The organism is Rhizobium sp. 22-785-1, from assembly GCF_053521965.1.
The window spans coordinates 318,495-336,943 of sequence record NZ_JBNWDI010000004.1; the positions used below are offsets into that span (position 1 = coordinate 318,495).

Sequence of the window (18,449 nt, forward strand, 5' to 3'; positions counted from 1 at the left end):
ATGACCCAGATAGCCCATCCCGACAGCATCCTCATCATCGATTTCGGCAGCCAGGTGACGCAGCTGATTGCGCGCCGCATCCGCGAAGCCGGGGTTTATTGCGAAATCCACCCGTTCCAGAGCGCTGCAGAGGCGTTTGAGAAACTGCAGCCGAAGGGCGTCATCTTCTCCGGTGGCCCGGCATCTGTCACGGCCGAGGGAAGCCCGCGCGCACCACAGGCAGTGTTTGATGCAGGTATCCCGATCCTCGGCATTTGCTATGGCCAGCAGACGCTCTGCACCCAGCTCGGCGGTACCGTAGAAGGCGGCCATGCAGCGGAATTTGGCAGAGCCGATATCGAAATCAAAAAGGCGAGCCCGCTCTTTGATGGCTTCTGGGAACTTGGTGGCCGTTATCCGGTCTGGATGAGCCATGGCGACCGCGTCACGCAATTGCCGGCCGGTTTCGAAGTGGCAGCGACGTCGGAGAACGCACCTTTCGCCATCGCAGTCAATGAAGAGCGCCGCTACTACACCACGATGTTCCACCCGGAAGTTGTCCACACGCCCGACGGCGCGAAGCTGCTTTCCAACTTCGTCCACAAGATCGTCGGCCTGAAATCCGATTGGACGATGGCGGCCTATCGCGCTGAGATGATCCGCAAGATCCGCGAGCAGGTCGGCGATGGCCGTGTGCTCTGTGCGCTCTCAGGCGGCGTCGATTCCTCGGTTGCGGCGATCCTCATCCATGAAGCGATCGGCGACCAGCTGACCTGCGTCTATGTCGACCACGGTCTGATGCGCCTTGCCGAAAGCGAGCAGGTCGTCGGCATGTTCCGCGACCATTACAACATTCCGCTCGTCCACGTAGATGCCTCCGACTTGTTCCTGACGGAACTGGCCGGTGTTTCCGATCCTGAGGTCAAGCGGAAGACTATCGGCCGTCTTTTCATCGAGACCTTTGAAGCCGAAGCTGCCAAGATTGCAGCGGATGGCAAGGGTGCGCCAGCTTTCCTGGCACAGGGTACGCTCTATCCGGACGTCATCGAAAGCGTATCCTTCTCGGGCGGCCCGTCCGTCACGATCAAGAGCCACCACAATGTTGGCGGTCTACCTGAACGCATGAACATGAAGCTGGTCGAACCGCTTCGTGAACTCTTCAAGGACGAAGTCCGCGCTCTTGGCCGCGAACTCGGCCTGCCGGAAAGCTTCATCGGCCGTCACCCCTTCCCCGGTCCCGGCCTTGCGATCCGTTGCCCCGGCGTCGTCACCCGCGAGAAGCTGGATATTCTGCGCAAGGCAGATGCGATCTATCTCGACGAAATCCGCAAGGCTGGCCTCTACGACACCATCTGGCAGGCCTTTGCAGTGCTGCTTCCGGTTCAGACCGTCGGCGTCATGGGCGACTATCGCACCTATGATTTCGTCTGCGCACTGCGTGCGGTCACTTCGGTGGATGGCATGACGGCGGACTTCTACCCCTACGACATGAACTTCCTCGGTCGTGCGGCCACCCGCATCATCAATGAGGTCAAGGGCATCAACCGGGTGGTCTACGACGTGACGTCGAAGCCGCCAGGCACCATCGAGTGGGAATGATCTCGCATCCGGTTTTAGACTGGAGCAAGCTTGAATGAATACCAAAAGCCCGCATATTGCGGGCTTTTGTCTTTGCAGATCTGGCCGATTGAGGGAGACATGGTGGGATATAGCGGATATCCTGCGCTCTCTTTGCGCTCATGATCATTGCCTTGCAGTCGACCATCGTTATGACCACAGTCCAGTCGTAGACAGGTTGGCGATCCGCCTCAGACTGTCTTGATCGTACCGCCATCGATGACGAACTCGGCCCCGTGGATTGCGCCAGCGCGGTCGGAGGCGAGGTAGGCGATGAGATCCGCGACCTCTTCCGGCTCGGCTCCGCGGCCGATCGATATCCCGCCCAAGGCGTCGAGAACGAACTGGCGCGCATCCTCGATCGTACCGCCATTGGCGTTCCGCAGCATATCGAGAAAGTCTCCGGCGCCCTGCGTCATGATCCAGCCTGGAGAAACGGAATTAACCCGCACGCCTTTGGGACCAAGCTCCTTCGAGATCGACTTGCTGTAGGTCCTCAGCGCAGCTTTCGCGGCGGCATAGCCTGTCGTGGATTCCGGCAGCGGCAACACCGACTGAATGGACGTGACATGCACGACGATGCCTTGACTGCGCTCGAGCATCTGCGGAATCAACAGCCGGTCAAGCCGGACCGTTGCCAACAGGTTGAGGTTCAGCTCGGCAAGCCAGTGCTCGTCCGTCAAGGCCACAAAGCCGCCTGCCGGTGAATTGGAACCGCCGATGACATGAGCAAGAATGTCGATACCGCCAAGCCGCTCGATTGCCGCCTTGGCGACCGTTTCGCTGCCTTTGGCGGTCGTCAGGTCTGCCTGAACATAGTCCACACCCTCAATGGGATCCTGGATTGTGCGCGCGGTTGTGACAACGCGAGCGCCGCCGGCGAGAAAGCGTTTTACCGTGGCGCGGCCGAGACCCTTCGTACCGCCGCTGACGAGCACGCGCTTGCCCGCAAATTCATCGGGGTTTGCCTGGATGATCATATCCTGGTCTCCAACGTCTTGATGACATCCTGCGCCATGGTGAAACGATAGGTGAAGCGAAGCGGGCTGCCGGGGAAGTCACCGTGAGCGGGGCCTTCTAGGATGAATTCGCCATTTTCTTCCCGAGCGGTATCGGGCTCGAAGATCGCCTTCACCGCGATCGCTTCTTCCTCAAGGAGCTGGCGGATTTTGGAAAGCCCGACATAGTGTTTGCCGTTATCGATGAAGACGGCATCTTTGGCGAAATGCTTCATCATGCCCTCAAGATCGAGGCGGGCATTTGCCTTGATATACTCGGCGATTGGTTTGGGTATGTTCAGTGACATGGCCATCTCCTTGTTGATGATGACGCTAATTTAGCCATGGACTTTTCTCCCGATAAGCGAGATAGATCGGCATCGGGCGTAACGAAAATCGGGACAATGACGCGACACTCTCTCATTGAACTCGAGGCAGTCTTAGCCATCGTCCGGTGCGGCTCGTTCCGAGCCGCGGCCTTGGAGCTCGGCATGTCGAACACTGCTATCAGCAGCGCCGTGGGCAAGCTTGAGCGGGAGCTCGCCGTGCGTCTCTTCAATCGCACCACGCGCAGTGTCTCGCTCACCTATGCGGGGCGCATCTTTGTCGCGCAAATCAAGCCCGCGCTGGAAAATATTCAAAATGCGATGAACACGGCACGGGCTCAACAGGAAACGCCGTCAGGCACCTTGCGTATCAATGCGTTCGCCACCGCGGCGCGCGAGATCATGGTGCCGCTGGTGTTGAGCTATCTTCAGCGCTTTCCCCAAGTCCACATCGACCTTGTCACCGAGGGTCGGCTTGTCGACGTCGTGGCGGCGGGCTTCGATCTAGGATTGCGCAGCGCGGACCTTGTGCCCAATGACGCGATCGCCATACCGCTGGGGAAAATGCAACGCATGGCGGTCGTTGCGTCCCCCGCCTTTTTCGAAGAACGAAATGTTCCCCGAGTGCCGCAGGATCTGCTGGCCTACCCATGCATTCGCGGACGCCTCCCAGATGGAGCCCTGCTGCGATGGCGATTTGAGAAGGGCGGAGAAGAGCTGCATCTTGATGTCGAAGGACCAATCACGCTGGATGAAGCCTCATTGGCCCGGATCGCGGCAATCAACAGTGTTGGGATCGGCTATTTTATGGAGGCCGATGTCCGCGAAGACATAACCGCAGGACGGCTCGTTCGCATCCTCGAAGACTGGACCCCACCGCTCGTGCCGCTCTGCCTTTATTATTATAATCGGCGCAATTCCTCAGCAGCCTTCCAAGCCTTCATCGCACTGGCACGAGACTACGCGGCAGGACGACTAGCACAGCGCTCGAGCGGTTAGCCGTCGATCCTTGTTGAAACCAGTCGCGAAGCGTGCATCGACGCGAAGTGGCAACGATGCCGTGGACACTTTTTCTCACCCACAGCTCAACCTTTCAATCGCACGGCGCGTTAGGGACCCAAAGTTCCCAGCACCGCGGACCCGCCATGCCTTCAACCTTCCGATTCGATCTACTCGCCAAGAGCGGTTACGCCGCACGCGGCATCGTCTTCATGCTCGTTGGCGGGCTGGCACTCCTGTCCGGCGTGGCAGGCGAGAAAGCCGAAACGAAATCGGCGATCTCGACGCTGTTGAGCCAGCCGTTCGGACGCATCTGGGTGGGCGCGATCGGCATCAGCCTTCTCGGCTTCGTCTGCTGGCGTCTGGCGCAAGCTATTGCCGATACGGACGATCATGGCACCAGTGCCAAAGGCCTGGTCATTCGAGCGGCGCTAGTGGGAAGTGCTGTCACATATTTTGGTCTTGCCGGCTTCGCGCTCGGCCACAGCTTCCTTGCCGGTGGCGGCGATGAAGGCTCGGGTGAGAAAGATCTCGCCCAATGGATCATGTCGCAGCCCTTCGGATCCTATCTTCTGATTGCGGTCGGCGCTGGATTCGTCATCGGCGGCGGTGTCACTGCAGCCAAGGGACTGACGCGAAAGTTCGAGCGCTATCTGCGCATCCCGGACAAGAATGCGGTCGCTACCTGGATTTGCATCTACGGGCTCGTAGCACGCGGTCTGGTGTTTGCGATCATCGGCATCCTTTTCATCACGGCCGGAATGAAGGTCGATCCACAGGAGGCCGGCAGCATGGGCGACGCGATGCAATGGCTAAGACAGATGCCGTTCGGCAGCGCACTCTACATCTGCGTAGCCGCGGGGCTCGCGGCCTTTGGCATCTACAATCTCATCGAAGCCCGCTACCGCACGATCCCAAGCCCGTCCTTGAGCGCGGTCACTCGGTCAGTACGATCTGCGCTCCCTGGCCGGTAACAAGAGACGTACCACTTTCCGGCGGTTCAACGTTTAAAAAGGAAGCCCTCCATGACAAGTAAAACAATCGAAGACATCGCCTCAACGATGAAGAAGATCGACTTCTGCATGATGGCGACACACGGCTCCTCCGGTGCAATCACCAACCGCCCCATGAGCAACAATGGCGACGTAGACTATGATGGCGATTCCTGGTTCTTCTCGCTGAAGGACACGCACAAGGTCTCCCATATCAATCGCAATCCCCAGGTGACTCTTTCCTTCACTGAGCCGCCAAGCCTGCTTGGCAAGCCCGGCATGTTCATCTCGATCGAAGGCGCAGCAGAACTCATCGAGGATAAGTCCGCTTTCGAACGCCATTGGGTTTCAGATCTAGATCGTTGGTTCACCGAAGGCGTCGATACCCCTGGCTTGGTCCTGATTAGGGTGCGCGGCGTGCGCGTGCAATATTGGGACGGTGAGGAGAACGGAGCAATCGAGTTGTAAGTGATATGGTGGGGGCGGAGAGCGGATTGCAGATGTTACCTGAACACTCCCCGCCCGTGCAGGTATGGACGGGCATCAGCCTCCCCCCAATCCCTCCGACATGCCTTGTGCGATCGCCTGCAACTGCGCTCCCAGTTCCGCTATTTTATCATCGCTCCCTTCGCTGCGTAAAATACTGATCGCGATCCCGGCAACGGCCGCGCCGGAATGGTCACGAAGTGGGGCCCCGATACAAATCATTCCTTCGCGGATCTGCCCGTCATCAATGGAAAAGCCTCGTTTTCGTGTGACCTCGAGCTCACGCTTAAGCTCCTCAACGCTGCCTACACTGCGCGGTGTCAGCGGCTTGGGAAAATCGGTCAGCAGACGATCGAGTTCAGCAGGCTTGAGATCCGATAGAAGTATCTTGCCCGTTGCCGTAAACGGCGCTGGCAATCTCATGCCGATACGGAAGGTCTGCCCCAGCGGCTGATCCGAATTGCGACAGCCGACATAGACCACTTCCGCTCCCTCGCGAACTGTGAGCGTTACGGTATAAGGGTCGAGCTTACGGTCCCGCGCAAGCACTTCCTGAAATGTGGTGACGATATCGAGCTGCGACAGAAAGGCGTTGGCCCATCGAAGCGGGTGAGGCCCGATCTTCAACGTGCCATCGGGCGACTTGCCTACCAGGTCCAACTCGCCCATCACCGCCAGCAGCCCATGTGCCGTGCTCTTCGGAAGGCTGAGAGTGCGCGCAATTTCAGCGGCTGTCAGATTTTTACCCGATGCGAGAATATCGAGAATTGCGACCGCTCGACGTAGCGCCGGCACGGTTTGAGCGGACGATGAGTCGGGCTCGTCATTTTGCATATCATCTCCTTGACAGGGTCGGCGGCAGTCGGCATAGTTCAATACATGGATCGCGGTTCAATTAGCTGAACTTAATAGGAGATCGTACGGTGCTCAAGTTGAGGAATCCTCGCCTTCTTACAGATGCATGTCTGATCAACGGAAAGTGGATTCAATCGGATAGTTCTGAAACGATCAAGGTTGAAAATCCGGCAACCGGTGAGGTTATCACTGAAGTCCCCTCGCTGACGCCAATTCAGGTGGAGCATGCGGTCGAAGCAGCGGAGAAAGCCTTAGTGGGCTGGCGAAGCCGTTCTGCAAAGGAGCGCGCGTCTGTCTTGAGACGCTGGTTCGAGCTGATGGTCGCACATGCCGACGATCTCGCTGCGTTGATGACGGCAGAACAGGGTAAGCCGCTCGCCGAAGCCAAGGGTGAAGCGCTCTATGCTGCTTCCTTCGTGGAGTGGTTTTCCGAGGAGGCGAAGCGGGTCTATGGCGACACTATCCCCGCACCGACGACCGACAAACGCATCACCATTTTGAAGCAGCCGATCGGTGTCTGCGCAGCCATCACGCCGTGGAATTTCCCGGCTGCGATGATCACTCGCAAGGCCGCGCCGGCACTTGCCGCAGGCTGCACGATGATCGTCAAACCTGCCGAGCAAACACCGCTTACAGCGCTCGCTCTCGGCGTGCTTGCCGAAGAGGCTGGCATTCCCGCTGGCGTGCTGCAGGTGGTGATCGGCAAGGCACGGGAGATCGGCAAGGTGTTCACCGAGCGTGACACGGTGCGCAAGATTTCCTTCACCGGGTCGACAGAAGTCGGGCGCGTGCTGATGGCGCAATCAGCCCCGACAATAAAGAAGCTTTCGCTTGAACTCGGCGGCAATGCACCCTTCATCGTCTTTGACGATGCCAATATCGACGCCGCAGTCGAGGGCGCTGTCGCATCGAAGTATCGCAATGCCGGACAGACATGTGTCTGCAGCAATCGAATTTACGTTCAGGCTGGAATTTTTGATGCCTTTGCGGAGAAACTTGCCGCGAAGGTGAAGGCGATGAAGGTCGGAGCCGGCGTCGAGGAGGGCGTCACCATCGGTCCATTGATCGATGAGGACGCCGTCAAGAAGGTCGAGGAGCACGTCGCCGACGCTGTGGCGAAAGGCGCCAGCATCCTTACCGGCGGTGGACGACACGCACTTGGCGGTACCTTTTTCGAGCCGACTGTCATTACCGGTGCGACACAGACGATGAAGGTGGCGCGCGAGGAAACTTTTGGGCCCGTCGCCCCTCTCTTTCGTTTCGAGACGGAAGATGAGGTGATTGCCATGGCCAACGACACAGAGTTCGGCTTGGCTGCTTATTTTTACACCGAGAACTTCAGCCGCACATGGCGCGTCGCGGAGGCTCTGGAATATGGCATGGTCGGCCACAACACCGGCATGATCTCCAATGAGGTTGCCCCATTCGGTGGCGTCAAGCAATCCGGTCTTGGCCGCGAGGGCTCCCACTTCGGCATCGATGAATATCTTGAAATCAAATATCTCTGCTCGGCTCTCAGCTGAGACATGATCGGGAGGACACTATGACGATCAATCCCTTCGAGTTTCGAACCGTTCCCTCCATGCAAATCGCGTGGGGCGGAGCTGCAAAGCTTGGTGAAATACTGGCTGGCCGGTTCGCGCAGCGCAAGGCGCTCCTGATTACCGACAGCGGCCTCGTGAAAGCAGGGCTTATTCAACCGATCGCCGACACGCTGTCTTCCAGCGGCTTTTCCGTCGAGATATTCGACAAGGTGGTCGCCGATCCGCCGGAACATGTAGTGGCTGAATGCGTCACATCCGCAAAAGCCTTTGGTGCGGATATCGTGATCGGTCTGGGCGGCGGATCGTCGCTCGACATCGCCAAGCTCGTGGCCGTGCTCCTCGTCTCCGATCAGTCGCTTGCCGAGATGTACGGCATAGGCAACGTCAAGGGATCACGCGCACCTTTGGTGCTGATACCGACGACTGCCGGCACGGGCTCGGAAGTCACCAACATCTCGATCATCACGACCGGCGAAACCACGAAAATGGGCGTCGTTTCGCCCCAGCTTTACGCGGACTTCGTGCTCCTCGACGCTGAGTTGACTGTCGGCCTGCCGCAGGTCCACACCGCTGCCACCGGGATCGATGCGATGGTTCACGCGATCGAAGCCTATACCAGCAAGCACAAGAAGAACCCGCTCTCCGACTGCCTGGCACGCGAAGCCTTGCGTCTTCTCGGAGACAATCTGGTGGCCGCCTGTAAGGATGGGACGAACCGGCAGGCGCGAGAGGCCATGCTACTGGGCGCCACGCTGGCAGGCCAGGCCTTTGCCAACTCGCCGGTTGCGGCAGTGCATGCCCTCGCCTACCCGCTCGGAGGCCATTACCACATTCCGCACGGGCTTTCCAACGCGCTGATGCTCGGCCCGATCCTCCGTTTCAACGCCGCCGCTGCCGCGCCGCTTTACGCCGAGCTTGCCGACGTCTTGAAGGTTCCGGGAACCGGTGACGCCGCCACGCGCTCGGCAGCCTTCGTTCAGCACATGGAAAAGCTGATGGATGAGAGCGGGGCGCCTCGGCGCCTGCGCGATGTAGGCGTGACCGACAACAGCCTCACGATGCTGGCGTCCGACGCAATGAAGCAGACGCGTCTGCTCGTCAACAACCCCGTCGAGGTCCGCGAAGAAGATGCGCTGGCGCTTTATCGGGAAGCATTCTGACTACCGAACCCATTCAGAAATCTATTCTCAGGGAGGAAACCTTTATGACTGATATCAGGCTGTATATGCTTCAATCCGGAACCTTGAAATGCAAGGTCCACAACATCAAGATGAACCAGGGAGACGGCGCAGATTACGAAATCCCCGTTCCATTCTTCCTGATTACCCACCCGGACGGGCATACCGTCATCGACGGCGGTAATGCAATCGAAGTGGCCACCGATCCACGCGGCCATTGGGGTGGCGTCTGCGATGTCTACTGGCCGGTTCTAGATAAAGATCAGGGCTGCGTCGACCAGATCAAGGCGCTTGGCTTTGACCCCGCGGATGTCAAATACGTGGTCCAGTCCCACTTGCATCTCGACCACACCGGCGCCATCGGACGTTTCCCGAATGCGACCCACATCGTCCAGCGCCGGGAATATGAGTACGCCTTTACGCCGGACTGGTTTGCGGCAGGCGGTTACATCCGCAAGGATTTCGACAAGCCGGGCTTGAAATGGCAGTTCCTCAACGGAGCGGACGACGATCTCTATGACATCTACGGCGATGGCACTCTGACGACGATCTTCACTCCTGGTCACGCGCCGGGCCACCAGTCCTTCCTGGTGCGAGTGCCGGACAGCAAGCCGCTACTGCTCACCATCGACGCCGCCTACACACTGGATCACTGGGAAGAAAAGGCGCTGCCAGGCTTCCTCGCTTCCACGGTGGATACAGTGCGCTCCGTGCAAAAGCTCAGAACCATTGCAGAGAAGGCAGATGCGATCGTGGTGACAGGACATGATCCCGACGCTTGGTCGACTTTCAAGAAAGCTCCAGAATATTATGGCTGAGCCACTCTATCAGCGGAGATAATTGCCCGCGACAACGGTCACAAGCAAAAGCCGGGCGCTGCAACAGCGCCCGGCTCTTTGACATTACACTTTGCGCAGACCAGCGAGGCGCGCAGCCAGCTGTTACAGCTGAACCTTATCGAAAGCCTTGGGATCGATACCAAGCGCATCGAGATCGGAACCGGCAGGCTTGCGGTGGGCACGCACAGCGGCGGAGACCGAAACGGCGGCGCCGAAAACGGCAAGGGTTTCACTGAAAAACTTACGCGATGTCTTTGCAACCGAACGCATTTCTTTCTCCTTTTGAACTGCCCAGAATATGGGCAAAACCACGCGGATCTACAACTCATGATATAGAGAGGGAGCCATGCGACGGAGCTCGAACTCCTTTGGATGTCAGCCAAAGCAAATTTGCATGGCTACATCAATGGCCCGAAAATCGGAATCAATTTTCGCAGAGCGTGATGCGTAAGTTCAAGACGTTAGAACGTCCGTTTTGGGTCCTAAAGGATGGCACAGCGCGCCAAGACACGATGCTTTGCCTACTCTCCAATTTTTGTTAAGTCAGACATCACAAGGGAGACGGACACCATGGCGACCGCGATTTACGGCATCAAGAACTGCGACACGATGAAGAAGGCGCGTAGTTGGCTGGACGAGAACGGTATCGAAACTGCATTTCACGATTACAAGGTGAAGGGCATCGATCGCGAGCATCTGGAGGCATGGTGCGATGCGGCGGGATGGGAGACGGTGCTGAACCGCGCTGGCACGACTTTCAAGAAGCTCGATGACGAACAGAAAGCTGACCTGACACGTGAAAAGGCCATAGCGCTGATGTTGCAACAGCCTTCGATGATCAAGCGGCCGGTGCTGGAAGCAGAAGATAAGATCGTCGTCGGTTTCAAGCCCGACATCTATGCCAACCTCTTCGGCCAGTAATCCATGTCCAAGACAACGCGTGCAACCCAGATGCTGACGAAAGCGGGCGTGGCTTTCACCACCGTATCCTACGAATACGACCCCTATGCCGAGCGTATCGGTCTTCAGGCAGCCGAATCCATTGGCGAGCCGCCGCATCTGGTGTTGAAGACACTGATGGCCGAAGTGGATGGCAGAGCTGTGTGCGTCGTCGTACCGTCGGACCGCGAAGTCAGCATGAAGAAGCTGGCGGCAGCCTTTGGCGGCAAATCCGCCAATATGATGAAACCTGCCGATGCCGAGCGAGCGACGGGCTTCCATGTCGGCGGCATCAGTCCTTTCGGGCAGAAAAAGCTGGTGCCAACAGCCATCGAGGTCCAGTCCATGGACCACGCCTATGTTTACATGAATGGCGGGCAACGCGGACTTCAAATCCGCCTTTCGCCAAAAGATGCGCTGACAGCTTTAAAGGCCTCAGCTGTGCCGCTCATCGCCGAGTGAGCCACGCCAGCCGGAAGGTGGTTGGCTTTCCCCATGGATGGTCTATTGTCCACCCGTTCAAGCAGACATGTGAAGGCAGATCATGAGCGTTTCCCCTATCGATCCCGTCAAACTCGAGAAACTGGCCGAAGTCGCCGTCAAGGTCGGACTTCAGCTTCAGAAGGATCAGGATCTGGTGATCACGGCGCCGCTTGCGGCCTTGCCGCTGGTGCGCCAGTTGACCAAGCACGCCTACATGGCAGGCAGCGGTCTGGTGACGACCTTCTATTCCGATGAAGAGACGACGCTGGCGCGTTACCGCCATGCAAGCGACGCCAATTTCGACAAGGCGTCCAGCTGGCTTTATGAAGGCATGGCCAAGGCATACGCGAATGGCGCAGCACGACTGGCCATTTCCGGGGACAACCCCATGCTGCTGTCCGAGCAAGATCCGTCAAAAGTGGCACGCGCCAACAAAGCCAACTCCACGGCCTACAAGCCAGCGCTTGAGAAGATTTCCAACTTCGATATCAACTGGAATATCATCTCCTATCCAAACCCATCCTGGGCAAAACAGGTTTTCCCGGGTGTGAGCGAGGAAGAGGCAGTCCGCAAGCTGGCCGACGCGATCTTCGCCGCCTCGCGTGTCGATGTCGCCGATCCGGTGGCTGCCTGGGCGGAGCACAATGCCAATCTCGCCAAGCGGTCCAAGTGGTTGAATGGCGAGCGCTTCGCGTCGCTGCACTTCAAAGGTCCAGGCACCGACGTTACAATCGGTCTAGCCGACGGCCATGAATGGCACGGCGGTGCGTCGATGGCAAAGAATGGCGTGACCTGCAATCCGAATATCCCCACCGAGGAAGTCTTCACCACTCCGCATGCGCTGCGTGTCGATGGCTATGTCTCCAGCACCAAGCCCTTGTCGCACCAGGGCACGCTGATCGACGACATACAGGTGAAGTTTGAGGCAGGCCGCATTGTCGAGGCCAAGGCTTCGAAGGGTGAATCCGTCCTGAACAAGGTGCTCGATACCGACGAGGGCGCGCGCCGTCTCGGCGAAGTGGCGCTTGTGCCGCATTCCTCGCCGATCTCGGCAAGCGGCATCCTCTTCTACAACACACTCTTCGACGAAAACGCCTCCTGCCATATCGCGCTCGGCCAGTGCTACTCCAAGTGCTTTATCGATGGCGCCTCGCTCAGCCAGGATCAGATCAAGTCTCAGGGCGGCAATTCGAGCCTCATCCATATCGACTGGATGATCGGCTCCGACAAGGTCGATATCGACGGCATCAAACCGGATGGCTCCGTCGTGCCAGTCATGCGCAAAGGTGAATGGGCTTAGGAATTCTTCAGGCCTTCGCGTGAACCCGCGAGAGAACCCCGGCAAAGTCCGCCGGCTCCTGCGAAGGGGCCGGCATTTTTTCGCAATGTCTGTCATCTAAGAACCTATGCTCGTCAAAGAAGAGCCGCTTCTTAGACTAAAGTCATAAGTCGAAAGGATCGCTCTTCCTTTCGTTAAAATTCTGTCACTTTGCAGTCAGGTGCATCGCGCCCCAAAAGGGAAGTTCGAGGGGAGTCGAACTGGTGCGATGCGTCTTCTTGATTTCTGTGGAGGACAGACAATGGCACATGTAGCAGCGACGGGCGCAGAAAAAGCGCGCCCCATGACAGCGGAGGAGAAGAAGGTCATTTTCGCCTCTTCTCTCGGCACGGTGTTCGAGTGGTACGACTTTTATCTCTATGGTTCGCTCGCCATCTATATCGGCGCGAACTTCTTCAGCCAGTATCCGGAAACGACGCGCAACATCTTCGCGCTCCTGGCCTTTGCGGCAGGCTTCCTCGTTCGGCCATTCGGCGCTCTGGTCTTCGGCCGTCTTGGCGATATCGTCGGACGTAAATACACCTTCCTCGTGACCATTCTGATCATGGGTTTCTCGACCTTCGTGGTCGGCATTCTGCCAGGTGCCGCGCAGATCGGCATTGCGGCTCCCATCATCCTTATCCTCCTGCGCATGCTTCAGGGTCTGGCACTCGGTGGCGAGTATGGCGGGGCGGCAACCTATGTGGCTGAACATGCACCCAACGGCCGTCGCGGCTATTATACGTCATGGATTCAGACCACGGCGACGCTCGGACTTTTCCTGTCGCTGGTCGTCATTCTCGGTGTTCAGTTTAGCGTCGGCAAGGAAGCATTTGCTGCCTGGGGCTGGCGCATTCCCTTCATGCTGTCCGTTATCCTTCTTGGTGTCTCGGTCTGGATTCGTCTGAAAATGAACGAATCTCCCGCTTTCAAGAAGATGAAGGCAGAAGGCAAGACCTCCAAGGCGCCGCTGAGCGAAGCCTTCGGCCAATGGAAAAACGCCAAGATCGCCATCATTGCGCTCCTCGGCGCTGTCGTTGGCCAGGCCGTCGTGTGGTACACGGGTCAGTTCTACGCGCTCTTCTTCCTCCAGAGCATTCTGAAGGTTGATGGCCAATCGGCAAACATCATGGTCGCCTGCGCCCTGCTACTCGGCACCGGCTTCTTCGTTCTCTTCGGTTGGCTTTCCGACAAGGTCGGTCGCAAACCGATCATCATGGCAGGCCTCGTTCTGGCGATGCTTACCTATTTCCCGCTGTTTAAAGCGCTGACTTGGGCAGGCAACCCTGCGCTTGCACAGGCCCAGGCTTCGGTTCGCGCAACGGTGACCGCAGCACCCGGTGACTGCAAATTCCAGTTCAACCCCACGGGTACCGCGAAGTTTACGACATCCTGCGATATCGCAACCGCGTTCCTCACCCGCAACTCAGTGCCTTATGATGTGGTCGAAGGTCCAGCCGGACAGCCAGCAGTGGTGAAAATCGCTGACGCTACCGTCACCAGCTATGACGCCGTCTCCGCGGGTGCCGATGCAGCCGCGAAGGATCGCGCTTTCCAGAAGCAGATCAACATTGCTCTGCATGACGGGGGTTATCCGCTGGTCCGTGGTGCCGCTCAAGTTCCTGCAGCAAAGCTCGATGCATTCGTCGCTGCAAATCCGGAACTGGCGCTCAACGCAGATGCAGTGCGCGCCACACCTGCCAAAACCGTTCCAGTCGACAAGCTGGTTGCCGACAAGCTGCTGACACCGGCTGAAGCCAATGGTGCAACCGAGATGGCCGTCTATACGGTTCCAGGCGGCGGCGCATTCACCATGGTTGCCGATCCGGCTGCGGTGAACTGGGTGGTGATTATCGCGGTCCTGACCGTCCTCGTCATCTATGTGACGATGGTCTACGGCCCGATTGCAGCTTTGCTGGTCGAACTCTTCCCCACCCGCATCCGCTACTCTGGCATGTCCCTGCCCTACCATATCGGTAACGGCTGGTTCGGCGGTCTTCTCCCGGCAACGGCTTTTGCGATGAGTGCGGCCAAGGGCGATATCTACTATGGTCTCTGGTACCCGATCGTCTTTGCCGGCATCACGCTCGTGATCGGCCTGCTCTTTCTGCCGGAAACAAAGGATCGCGACATCCATAAGATGGATTAAGCATCCCCCTCATATTCAAAAGAAAACCCGGCGAGACGACCGCCGGGTTTTTTGTTGGGAAAACTTTGGGAACTCAGGCCTTGAGGTCCTTCAGTTCTGCGTTGACGCGATCGCGCCAGGCCCGGTTCTGGACCAATGCCGGCGGAAACAGTCCGTCGATAGCGAAGAAGGAGGCCGAGGGATCGCTCGGATCGACGGCGCGGGCCGCGGCAAGGATTTCCTCTCGACGCGGATCGTCGAGAGTTCCGCGCTTGTGGATCGAAGCAATCCAGAGCGCGATCACATAGGCAAATTCTGCCGCATCACGGCCCGCCTCCAGCGTCTCCACCGTTGCTGCGAGAGCGCGCTGTGGCAGCTTCTGGCTGGTGTCCATGGCAATCTGGACATTCTTGTGCGCAATGGTCGGATTGGCGAAACGCTCGATAAGCTCGTCCATATAGGCCGGAAGATCGATGCCCGGCACTGGATCAAGCGTCTTGACCGCTGCCTGCATGTGCCGTCTGACCTTCTCGACGAATTCAGGAACGGCCATCACGTCACGCACGAACTCCAGATCATTCAGGATGCCGAGATGAGCAATCATGGTGTGCGGGCCGTTGAGAAGACGAAGCTTCATCTTCTCATAGGGCTCGACGGCCTTTGCGAAGACGGCGCCGCCCGCCTCCCAGGCGGGGCGACCTGAAACGAAATTCTCTTCGATGACCCATTGCATGAATGGCTCGGTCTCGATCGAAAGCTTGTCTTCAACACCGAGAAGAGCTTGCGCACGCGCACGGCTCTCGCCCGTCGCCGCAGGCACGATACGATCGACCATGCTGCAGGGGAACGCACCGTTCTCAGCAATCCAACGCGCCAATTCGGGGTCGCGTCGCTCTGCCATTTCCAGCACGAGGCGGCGAACCACATGGCCGTTGGAGGGCAGGTTATCACAGCAAAGCACCGTGTAAGGAGCGATCCCCTTTTCGCGGCGCTTGGCGAGACCTTCGACGAGGAAACCGATCGCACCGATCGGTTCATGCGGATTGGCTAGATCGGCGGCAACGGACGGATGTTTCAGATCAAGGCCTCCTGACACAGGATCAAGACCGTAGGCCTTCTCACTGACCGTCAGGGTAACAATTTTAATGGTTTCGCTGGCGAGATAATCGAGCACATCCGCGCCGCGTTCTGCGGCACAAAGCCAATCCACCGTCGCACCAATGACTTCCGCCGTATCGCCCTCGGCATTGCGCACGATGACGGAGTAGAGACCATCCTGTTCGGCAAGCGCCTCCACCGGATCGGGTGAACGAAGGTTGACGGCAACGATGCCCCAGGGGCCGAACTGCTCTGACAGAGCGCGTTGCGTATAGACGGCCTGGTGGGCGCGGTGGAAGGCGCCAAGACCCATGTGTATGATGCCGGGCTGCAGATCTGCTCTGTCATAGGAAGGCAAAGCAACACCGTCAGGCAATATCGTTGAAGAAGACAATCTGCTCATGATCAAATAATTCCGTGAATGGGATGAGAAAGAGTACGCTCGATGCCACGCAGCTCTGCAAGGCCCTTAAGGCGGCCGATAGCCGGATAACCGGGCTGTGCGCCACGCGTCGCGTCATCCAGAATTTCCTGTCCGTGATCCGGTCGCATGGGGATTTGATGGTCGGAGAGACCGGCATCGAGGCGACGCTTTTCTTCGGCGAGGAGGGCAGCGATGACGGCAACCATATCCGTGCCACCTTCGAGATGCTCGTCCTCGAAGAAGGAGCACGGCACAGTGTCCGTATCACGCGTGACATTGCGCAGATGAACAAAGTGGATGCGATCGGCAAAGCGCTTGGCGATGAAAGGAAGATCGTTATCCTGTCGCGCTCCCAATGAGCCGGTGCAGAGGGTCACACCATTGGCACGGCTATCGACCGCCTTCAGCATATGCGCGTAATCGTCTTGCGTCGAAAGGATACGCGGCAGACCGAGCAGCGGCCACGGCGGATCGTCGCCATGAGCGCAAAGATTGATGCCGACATCTTCGGCCACCGGCACGACCTCGGAGAGGAAATCGACGAGGTTTTGCTGCAACCTTGCCCGGTCGATCCCGTGATAGCTGCGCAGCTTTTCCAGAAGTTGATCGAGCGTGTAGCCGTCGGCTGAGCCGGGAAGCCCTGCGCCGATATTTCTGCCAAGCGCGGCAATCTTCGCGTCCGCCATCTCAGCGAAGCGGCGTGCTGCCTCGTCCACCAGCCAATCGGGATAATCGGCAGCGGCATTCGGGCGCTTGAGAATATGAACATCGAAGGCCGCAAAATCGGTCAGGTCAAAGCGCATTGCCTTTGCACCATGACGGGTCTCCCATCTGAGATCCGTCCGGGTCCAATCCAGCACCGGCATGAAGTTATAGCAGACCGTGCGAATACCGCTGGCGGAGAGCCGGCGAAGTGTTTCCTGCCAGTTGGTAATATGCTGCTTCCAGTCGCCGGTCTGTGTCTTGATGTCTTCCGACATCCACACACTTTCCACCACGTCCCAGTAAAGTCCGCCCGCCTTGATTTCGGCATGACGCTTCTCGATTTCCTCGACGGGCCAGACGTCGCCGGTCGGAATGTGGTGCAACGCGCTGACAATGCCGACAGCACCGGCCTGTGCGGCATCCTGAACCGTTACCCTGTCCACTGGTCCGAACCAGCGCCATGTATGTCTCATGATATTATCCTCTGAATTTAGTGCTGGTCGCTGAAGGTGATCTGCACCTTGCAGGCCACCTGGCGGTCACCGGCCTGTTCAAAGGCCTCGACCGCCCGTTCAAGCGGAAAATGATGCGAAATGATCGGCCGCACATCGATGGCGCGAGAGGAGATCAGCGAGACGGCCTCGGCAAATTCCGCGTGGAAACGTTGTGACCCACGCCAGACGATCTCCTTGCCTACCAAGAGGTTGAGCGGGATCGCGATGTCTCCCGTGACCCCGACCTGTACCAGCGTGCCGCGCGGCTTGATGGCGCTGAAGGCTGAGCGAAGCGCAGGTGCCGCCGCCGAACAATCGAAAACGACGTCGAAGCTTCCCTTGTTCTCCTGATAAGGCGCAAGCGCCTGCGGGTTGGTGGCGACGTTGATCGTTCCTGTTGCGCCCATTGCGGGTGCGCGGGCGACCGCCGCGTCCGTGAGGTCCGTCACAATAATCTCGGCCGCGCCGGCATGTCTTGCGGCGGCAACCGTCAAGAGCCCGATCGGCCCTGCTCCGGTGACGAGCACGCTCTTGCCGGAAAGATCACCGGCCTGTGCGACGGCGTGCAGGCAAACGGCAAGCGGTTCGGCGCAAGCTGCCTCATGCGGGGTTACGCCTTCGGTAAAGGCGAAGCACTGTTTGGCGGGTACGACAAGATGGTCGCGAAACATGCCCTGTTCGTGCGGCAGCCGCATGGCGCTTCCCATGAAACGCATGTCGAGGCAATGAATAGGCATACCCTTGAGGCAATAATCGCAAGCACCGCAGGGCTGCGATGGATTGACCGCGACCAGCGCGCCGATCGCAAGATGACTGACACCGGCACCGAGTTGCTCGACATAGCCCGAAGCTTCATGTCCGGAAATGATCGGCTCGCACACCTGTACCGGCCCAAAACCGCCATCCTGATAATAATGGAGGTCCGATCCACAGATACCGCCGGATGCCATGCGAAGAAGGACTTCGCCTTTCCTTGGCTGCGAATAGTCCTGCGTTTCGACCTTGAGGTCTCTTTTGCCGTAAAGACGCGCCACGCGTGTCAGCATT

General features: G+C 58.4%; 18 protein-coding genes. 11 read left to right on the plus strand and 7 right to left on the minus strand.

All coding sequences use genetic code 11. From position 1 onward, the window contains the following. On the plus strand, positions 1–1,578 hold the full coding sequence (gene guaA / locus ACQZ5M_RS11220) for a glutamine-hydrolyzing GMP synthase (RefSeq protein ID WP_296021585.1): 1,578 nt from the start codon (positions 1–3) through the stop codon (positions 1,576–1,578). A gap of 209 nt (positions 1,579–1,787) precedes the next feature. Here the strand turns inward: guaA and ACQZ5M_RS11225 are convergent, their stop codons facing one another. Then, the gene (locus ACQZ5M_RS11225; protein WP_449079770.1) at positions 1,788–2,576 is read right to left on the minus strand and encodes an SDR family oxidoreductase; all 789 of its coding nucleotides are present in this window, start codon (positions 2,574–2,576) and stop codon (positions 1,788–1,790) included. Continuing rightward, positions 2,573–2,902: a nuclear transport factor 2 family protein gene (locus ACQZ5M_RS11230; protein ID WP_449079771.1), complete on the minus strand. Its 330-nt coding sequence runs from the start codon at positions 2,900–2,902 to the stop codon at positions 2,573–2,575. The genes ACQZ5M_RS11225 and ACQZ5M_RS11230 overlap by 4 nt, the downstream gene beginning before the upstream one ends. Positions 2,903–2,998: 96 nt before the next feature. On the opposite strand from ACQZ5M_RS11230, the gene ACQZ5M_RS11235 reads away from it, so the two are divergent. From ACQZ5M_RS11235 to ACQZ5M_RS11245, 3 genes are all read left to right on the plus strand, one after another. Then, a complete protein-coding gene (locus ACQZ5M_RS11235; RefSeq protein ID WP_449079826.1) occupies positions 2,999–3,919 on the plus strand; it encodes a LysR family transcriptional regulator in 921 nt (306 codons plus the stop codon). 146 nt (positions 3,920–4,065) lie between these two features. Further along, positions 4,066–4,893: a DUF1206 domain-containing protein gene (locus tag ACQZ5M_RS11240; protein WP_449079772.1), complete on the plus strand. Its 828-nt coding sequence runs from the start codon at positions 4,066–4,068 to the stop codon at positions 4,891–4,893. Between the two features lie 51 nt (positions 4,894–4,944). Beyond that, the gene (locus tag ACQZ5M_RS11245) at positions 4,945–5,379 is read left to right on the plus strand and encodes a pyridoxamine 5'-phosphate oxidase family protein (protein ID WP_449079773.1); all 435 of its coding nucleotides are present in this window, start codon (positions 4,945–4,947) and stop codon (positions 5,377–5,379) included. 75 nt (positions 5,380–5,454) lie between these two features. Here the strand turns inward: ACQZ5M_RS11245 and ACQZ5M_RS11250 are convergent, their stop codons facing one another. After that, positions 5,455–6,231, minus strand: a complete 777-nt coding sequence (locus tag ACQZ5M_RS11250) for an IclR family transcriptional regulator (RefSeq protein ID WP_449079774.1) — start codon at positions 6,229–6,231, stop codon at positions 5,455–5,457. 89 nt (positions 6,232–6,320) lie between these two features. On the opposite strand from ACQZ5M_RS11250, the gene ACQZ5M_RS11255 reads away from it, so the two are divergent. The 3 genes from ACQZ5M_RS11255 to attM are packed head-to-tail and all read left to right on the plus strand — an operon-like array spanning position 6,321 to position 9,792. Continuing rightward, positions 6,321–7,775, plus strand: a complete 1,455-nt coding sequence (locus ACQZ5M_RS11255) for an NAD-dependent succinate-semialdehyde dehydrogenase (protein ID WP_449079775.1) — start codon at positions 6,321–6,323, stop codon at positions 7,773–7,775. 20 nt (positions 7,776–7,795) lie between these two features. Next, complete coding sequence (locus ACQZ5M_RS11260) at positions 7,796–8,956, plus strand: iron-containing alcohol dehydrogenase (protein ID WP_449079776.1); 1,161 nt, start codon at positions 7,796–7,798, stop codon at positions 8,954–8,956. Between the two features lie 44 nt (positions 8,957–9,000). Beyond that, positions 9,001–9,792: an AttM family quorum-quenching N-acyl homoserine lactonase gene (gene attM / locus ACQZ5M_RS11265; RefSeq protein WP_296086350.1), complete on the plus strand. Its 792-nt coding sequence runs from the start codon at positions 9,001–9,003 to the stop codon at positions 9,790–9,792. A 123-nt stretch (positions 9,793–9,915) separates the two neighbouring features. Here the strand turns inward: attM and ACQZ5M_RS11270 are convergent, their stop codons facing one another. Then, entirely contained in the window at positions 9,916–10,083 is a 168-nt protein-coding gene (locus tag ACQZ5M_RS11270) for a hypothetical protein (protein WP_165457025.1), read from the minus strand. 300 nt (positions 10,084–10,383) lie between these two features. Here ACQZ5M_RS11270 and ACQZ5M_RS11275 point away from each other — a divergent pair, with 300 nt between their 5' ends. From ACQZ5M_RS11275 to ACQZ5M_RS11290, 4 genes are all read left to right on the plus strand, one after another. Then, entirely contained in the window at positions 10,384–10,734 is a 351-nt protein-coding gene (locus ACQZ5M_RS11275) for an ArsC family reductase (RefSeq protein ID WP_296106839.1), read from the plus strand. 3 nt (positions 10,735–10,737) lie between these two features. After that, entirely contained in the window at positions 10,738–11,214 is a 477-nt protein-coding gene (gene ybaK, locus ACQZ5M_RS11280; RefSeq protein WP_296021612.1) for a Cys-tRNA(Pro) deacylase, read from the plus strand. An 82-nt stretch (positions 11,215–11,296) separates the two neighbouring features. Then, positions 11,297–12,535, plus strand: a complete 1,239-nt coding sequence (locus tag ACQZ5M_RS11285; protein ID WP_296021614.1) for an aminopeptidase — start codon at positions 11,297–11,299, stop codon at positions 12,533–12,535. Positions 12,536–12,815: 280 nt separating this feature from the next. After that, positions 12,816–14,702 carry an MFS transporter gene (locus ACQZ5M_RS11290; RefSeq protein WP_296021617.1) on the plus strand — a complete coding sequence of 629 codons (1,887 nt, stop codon included), beginning with the start codon at positions 12,816–12,818 and terminating at the stop codon, positions 14,700–14,702. A gap of 73 nt (positions 14,703–14,775) precedes the next feature. Here the strand turns inward: ACQZ5M_RS11290 and ACQZ5M_RS11295 are convergent, their stop codons facing one another. Genes ACQZ5M_RS11295 through ACQZ5M_RS11305 form a run of 3 tightly spaced genes read right to left on the minus strand, consistent with a single transcriptional unit; the run spans position 14,776 to position 18,448 of the window. Further along, positions 14,776–16,185, minus strand: coding sequence for a mannitol dehydrogenase family protein (locus ACQZ5M_RS11295; protein WP_449079827.1), 1,410 nt, complete (start codon positions 16,183–16,185; stop codon positions 14,776–14,778). Then, the gene (uxuA, locus tag ACQZ5M_RS11300) at positions 16,185–17,381 is read right to left on the minus strand and encodes a mannonate dehydratase (RefSeq protein WP_296021622.1); all 1,197 of its coding nucleotides are present in this window, start codon (positions 17,379–17,381) and stop codon (positions 16,185–16,187) included. The genes ACQZ5M_RS11295 and uxuA overlap by 1 nt, the downstream gene beginning before the upstream one ends. 17 nt (positions 17,382–17,398) lie before the next feature. Next, positions 17,399–18,448, minus strand: a complete 1,050-nt coding sequence (locus ACQZ5M_RS11305; protein ID WP_449079777.1) for an L-idonate 5-dehydrogenase — start codon at positions 18,446–18,448, stop codon at positions 17,399–17,401. Between the last annotated feature and the right edge of the window lies 1 nt (position 18,449).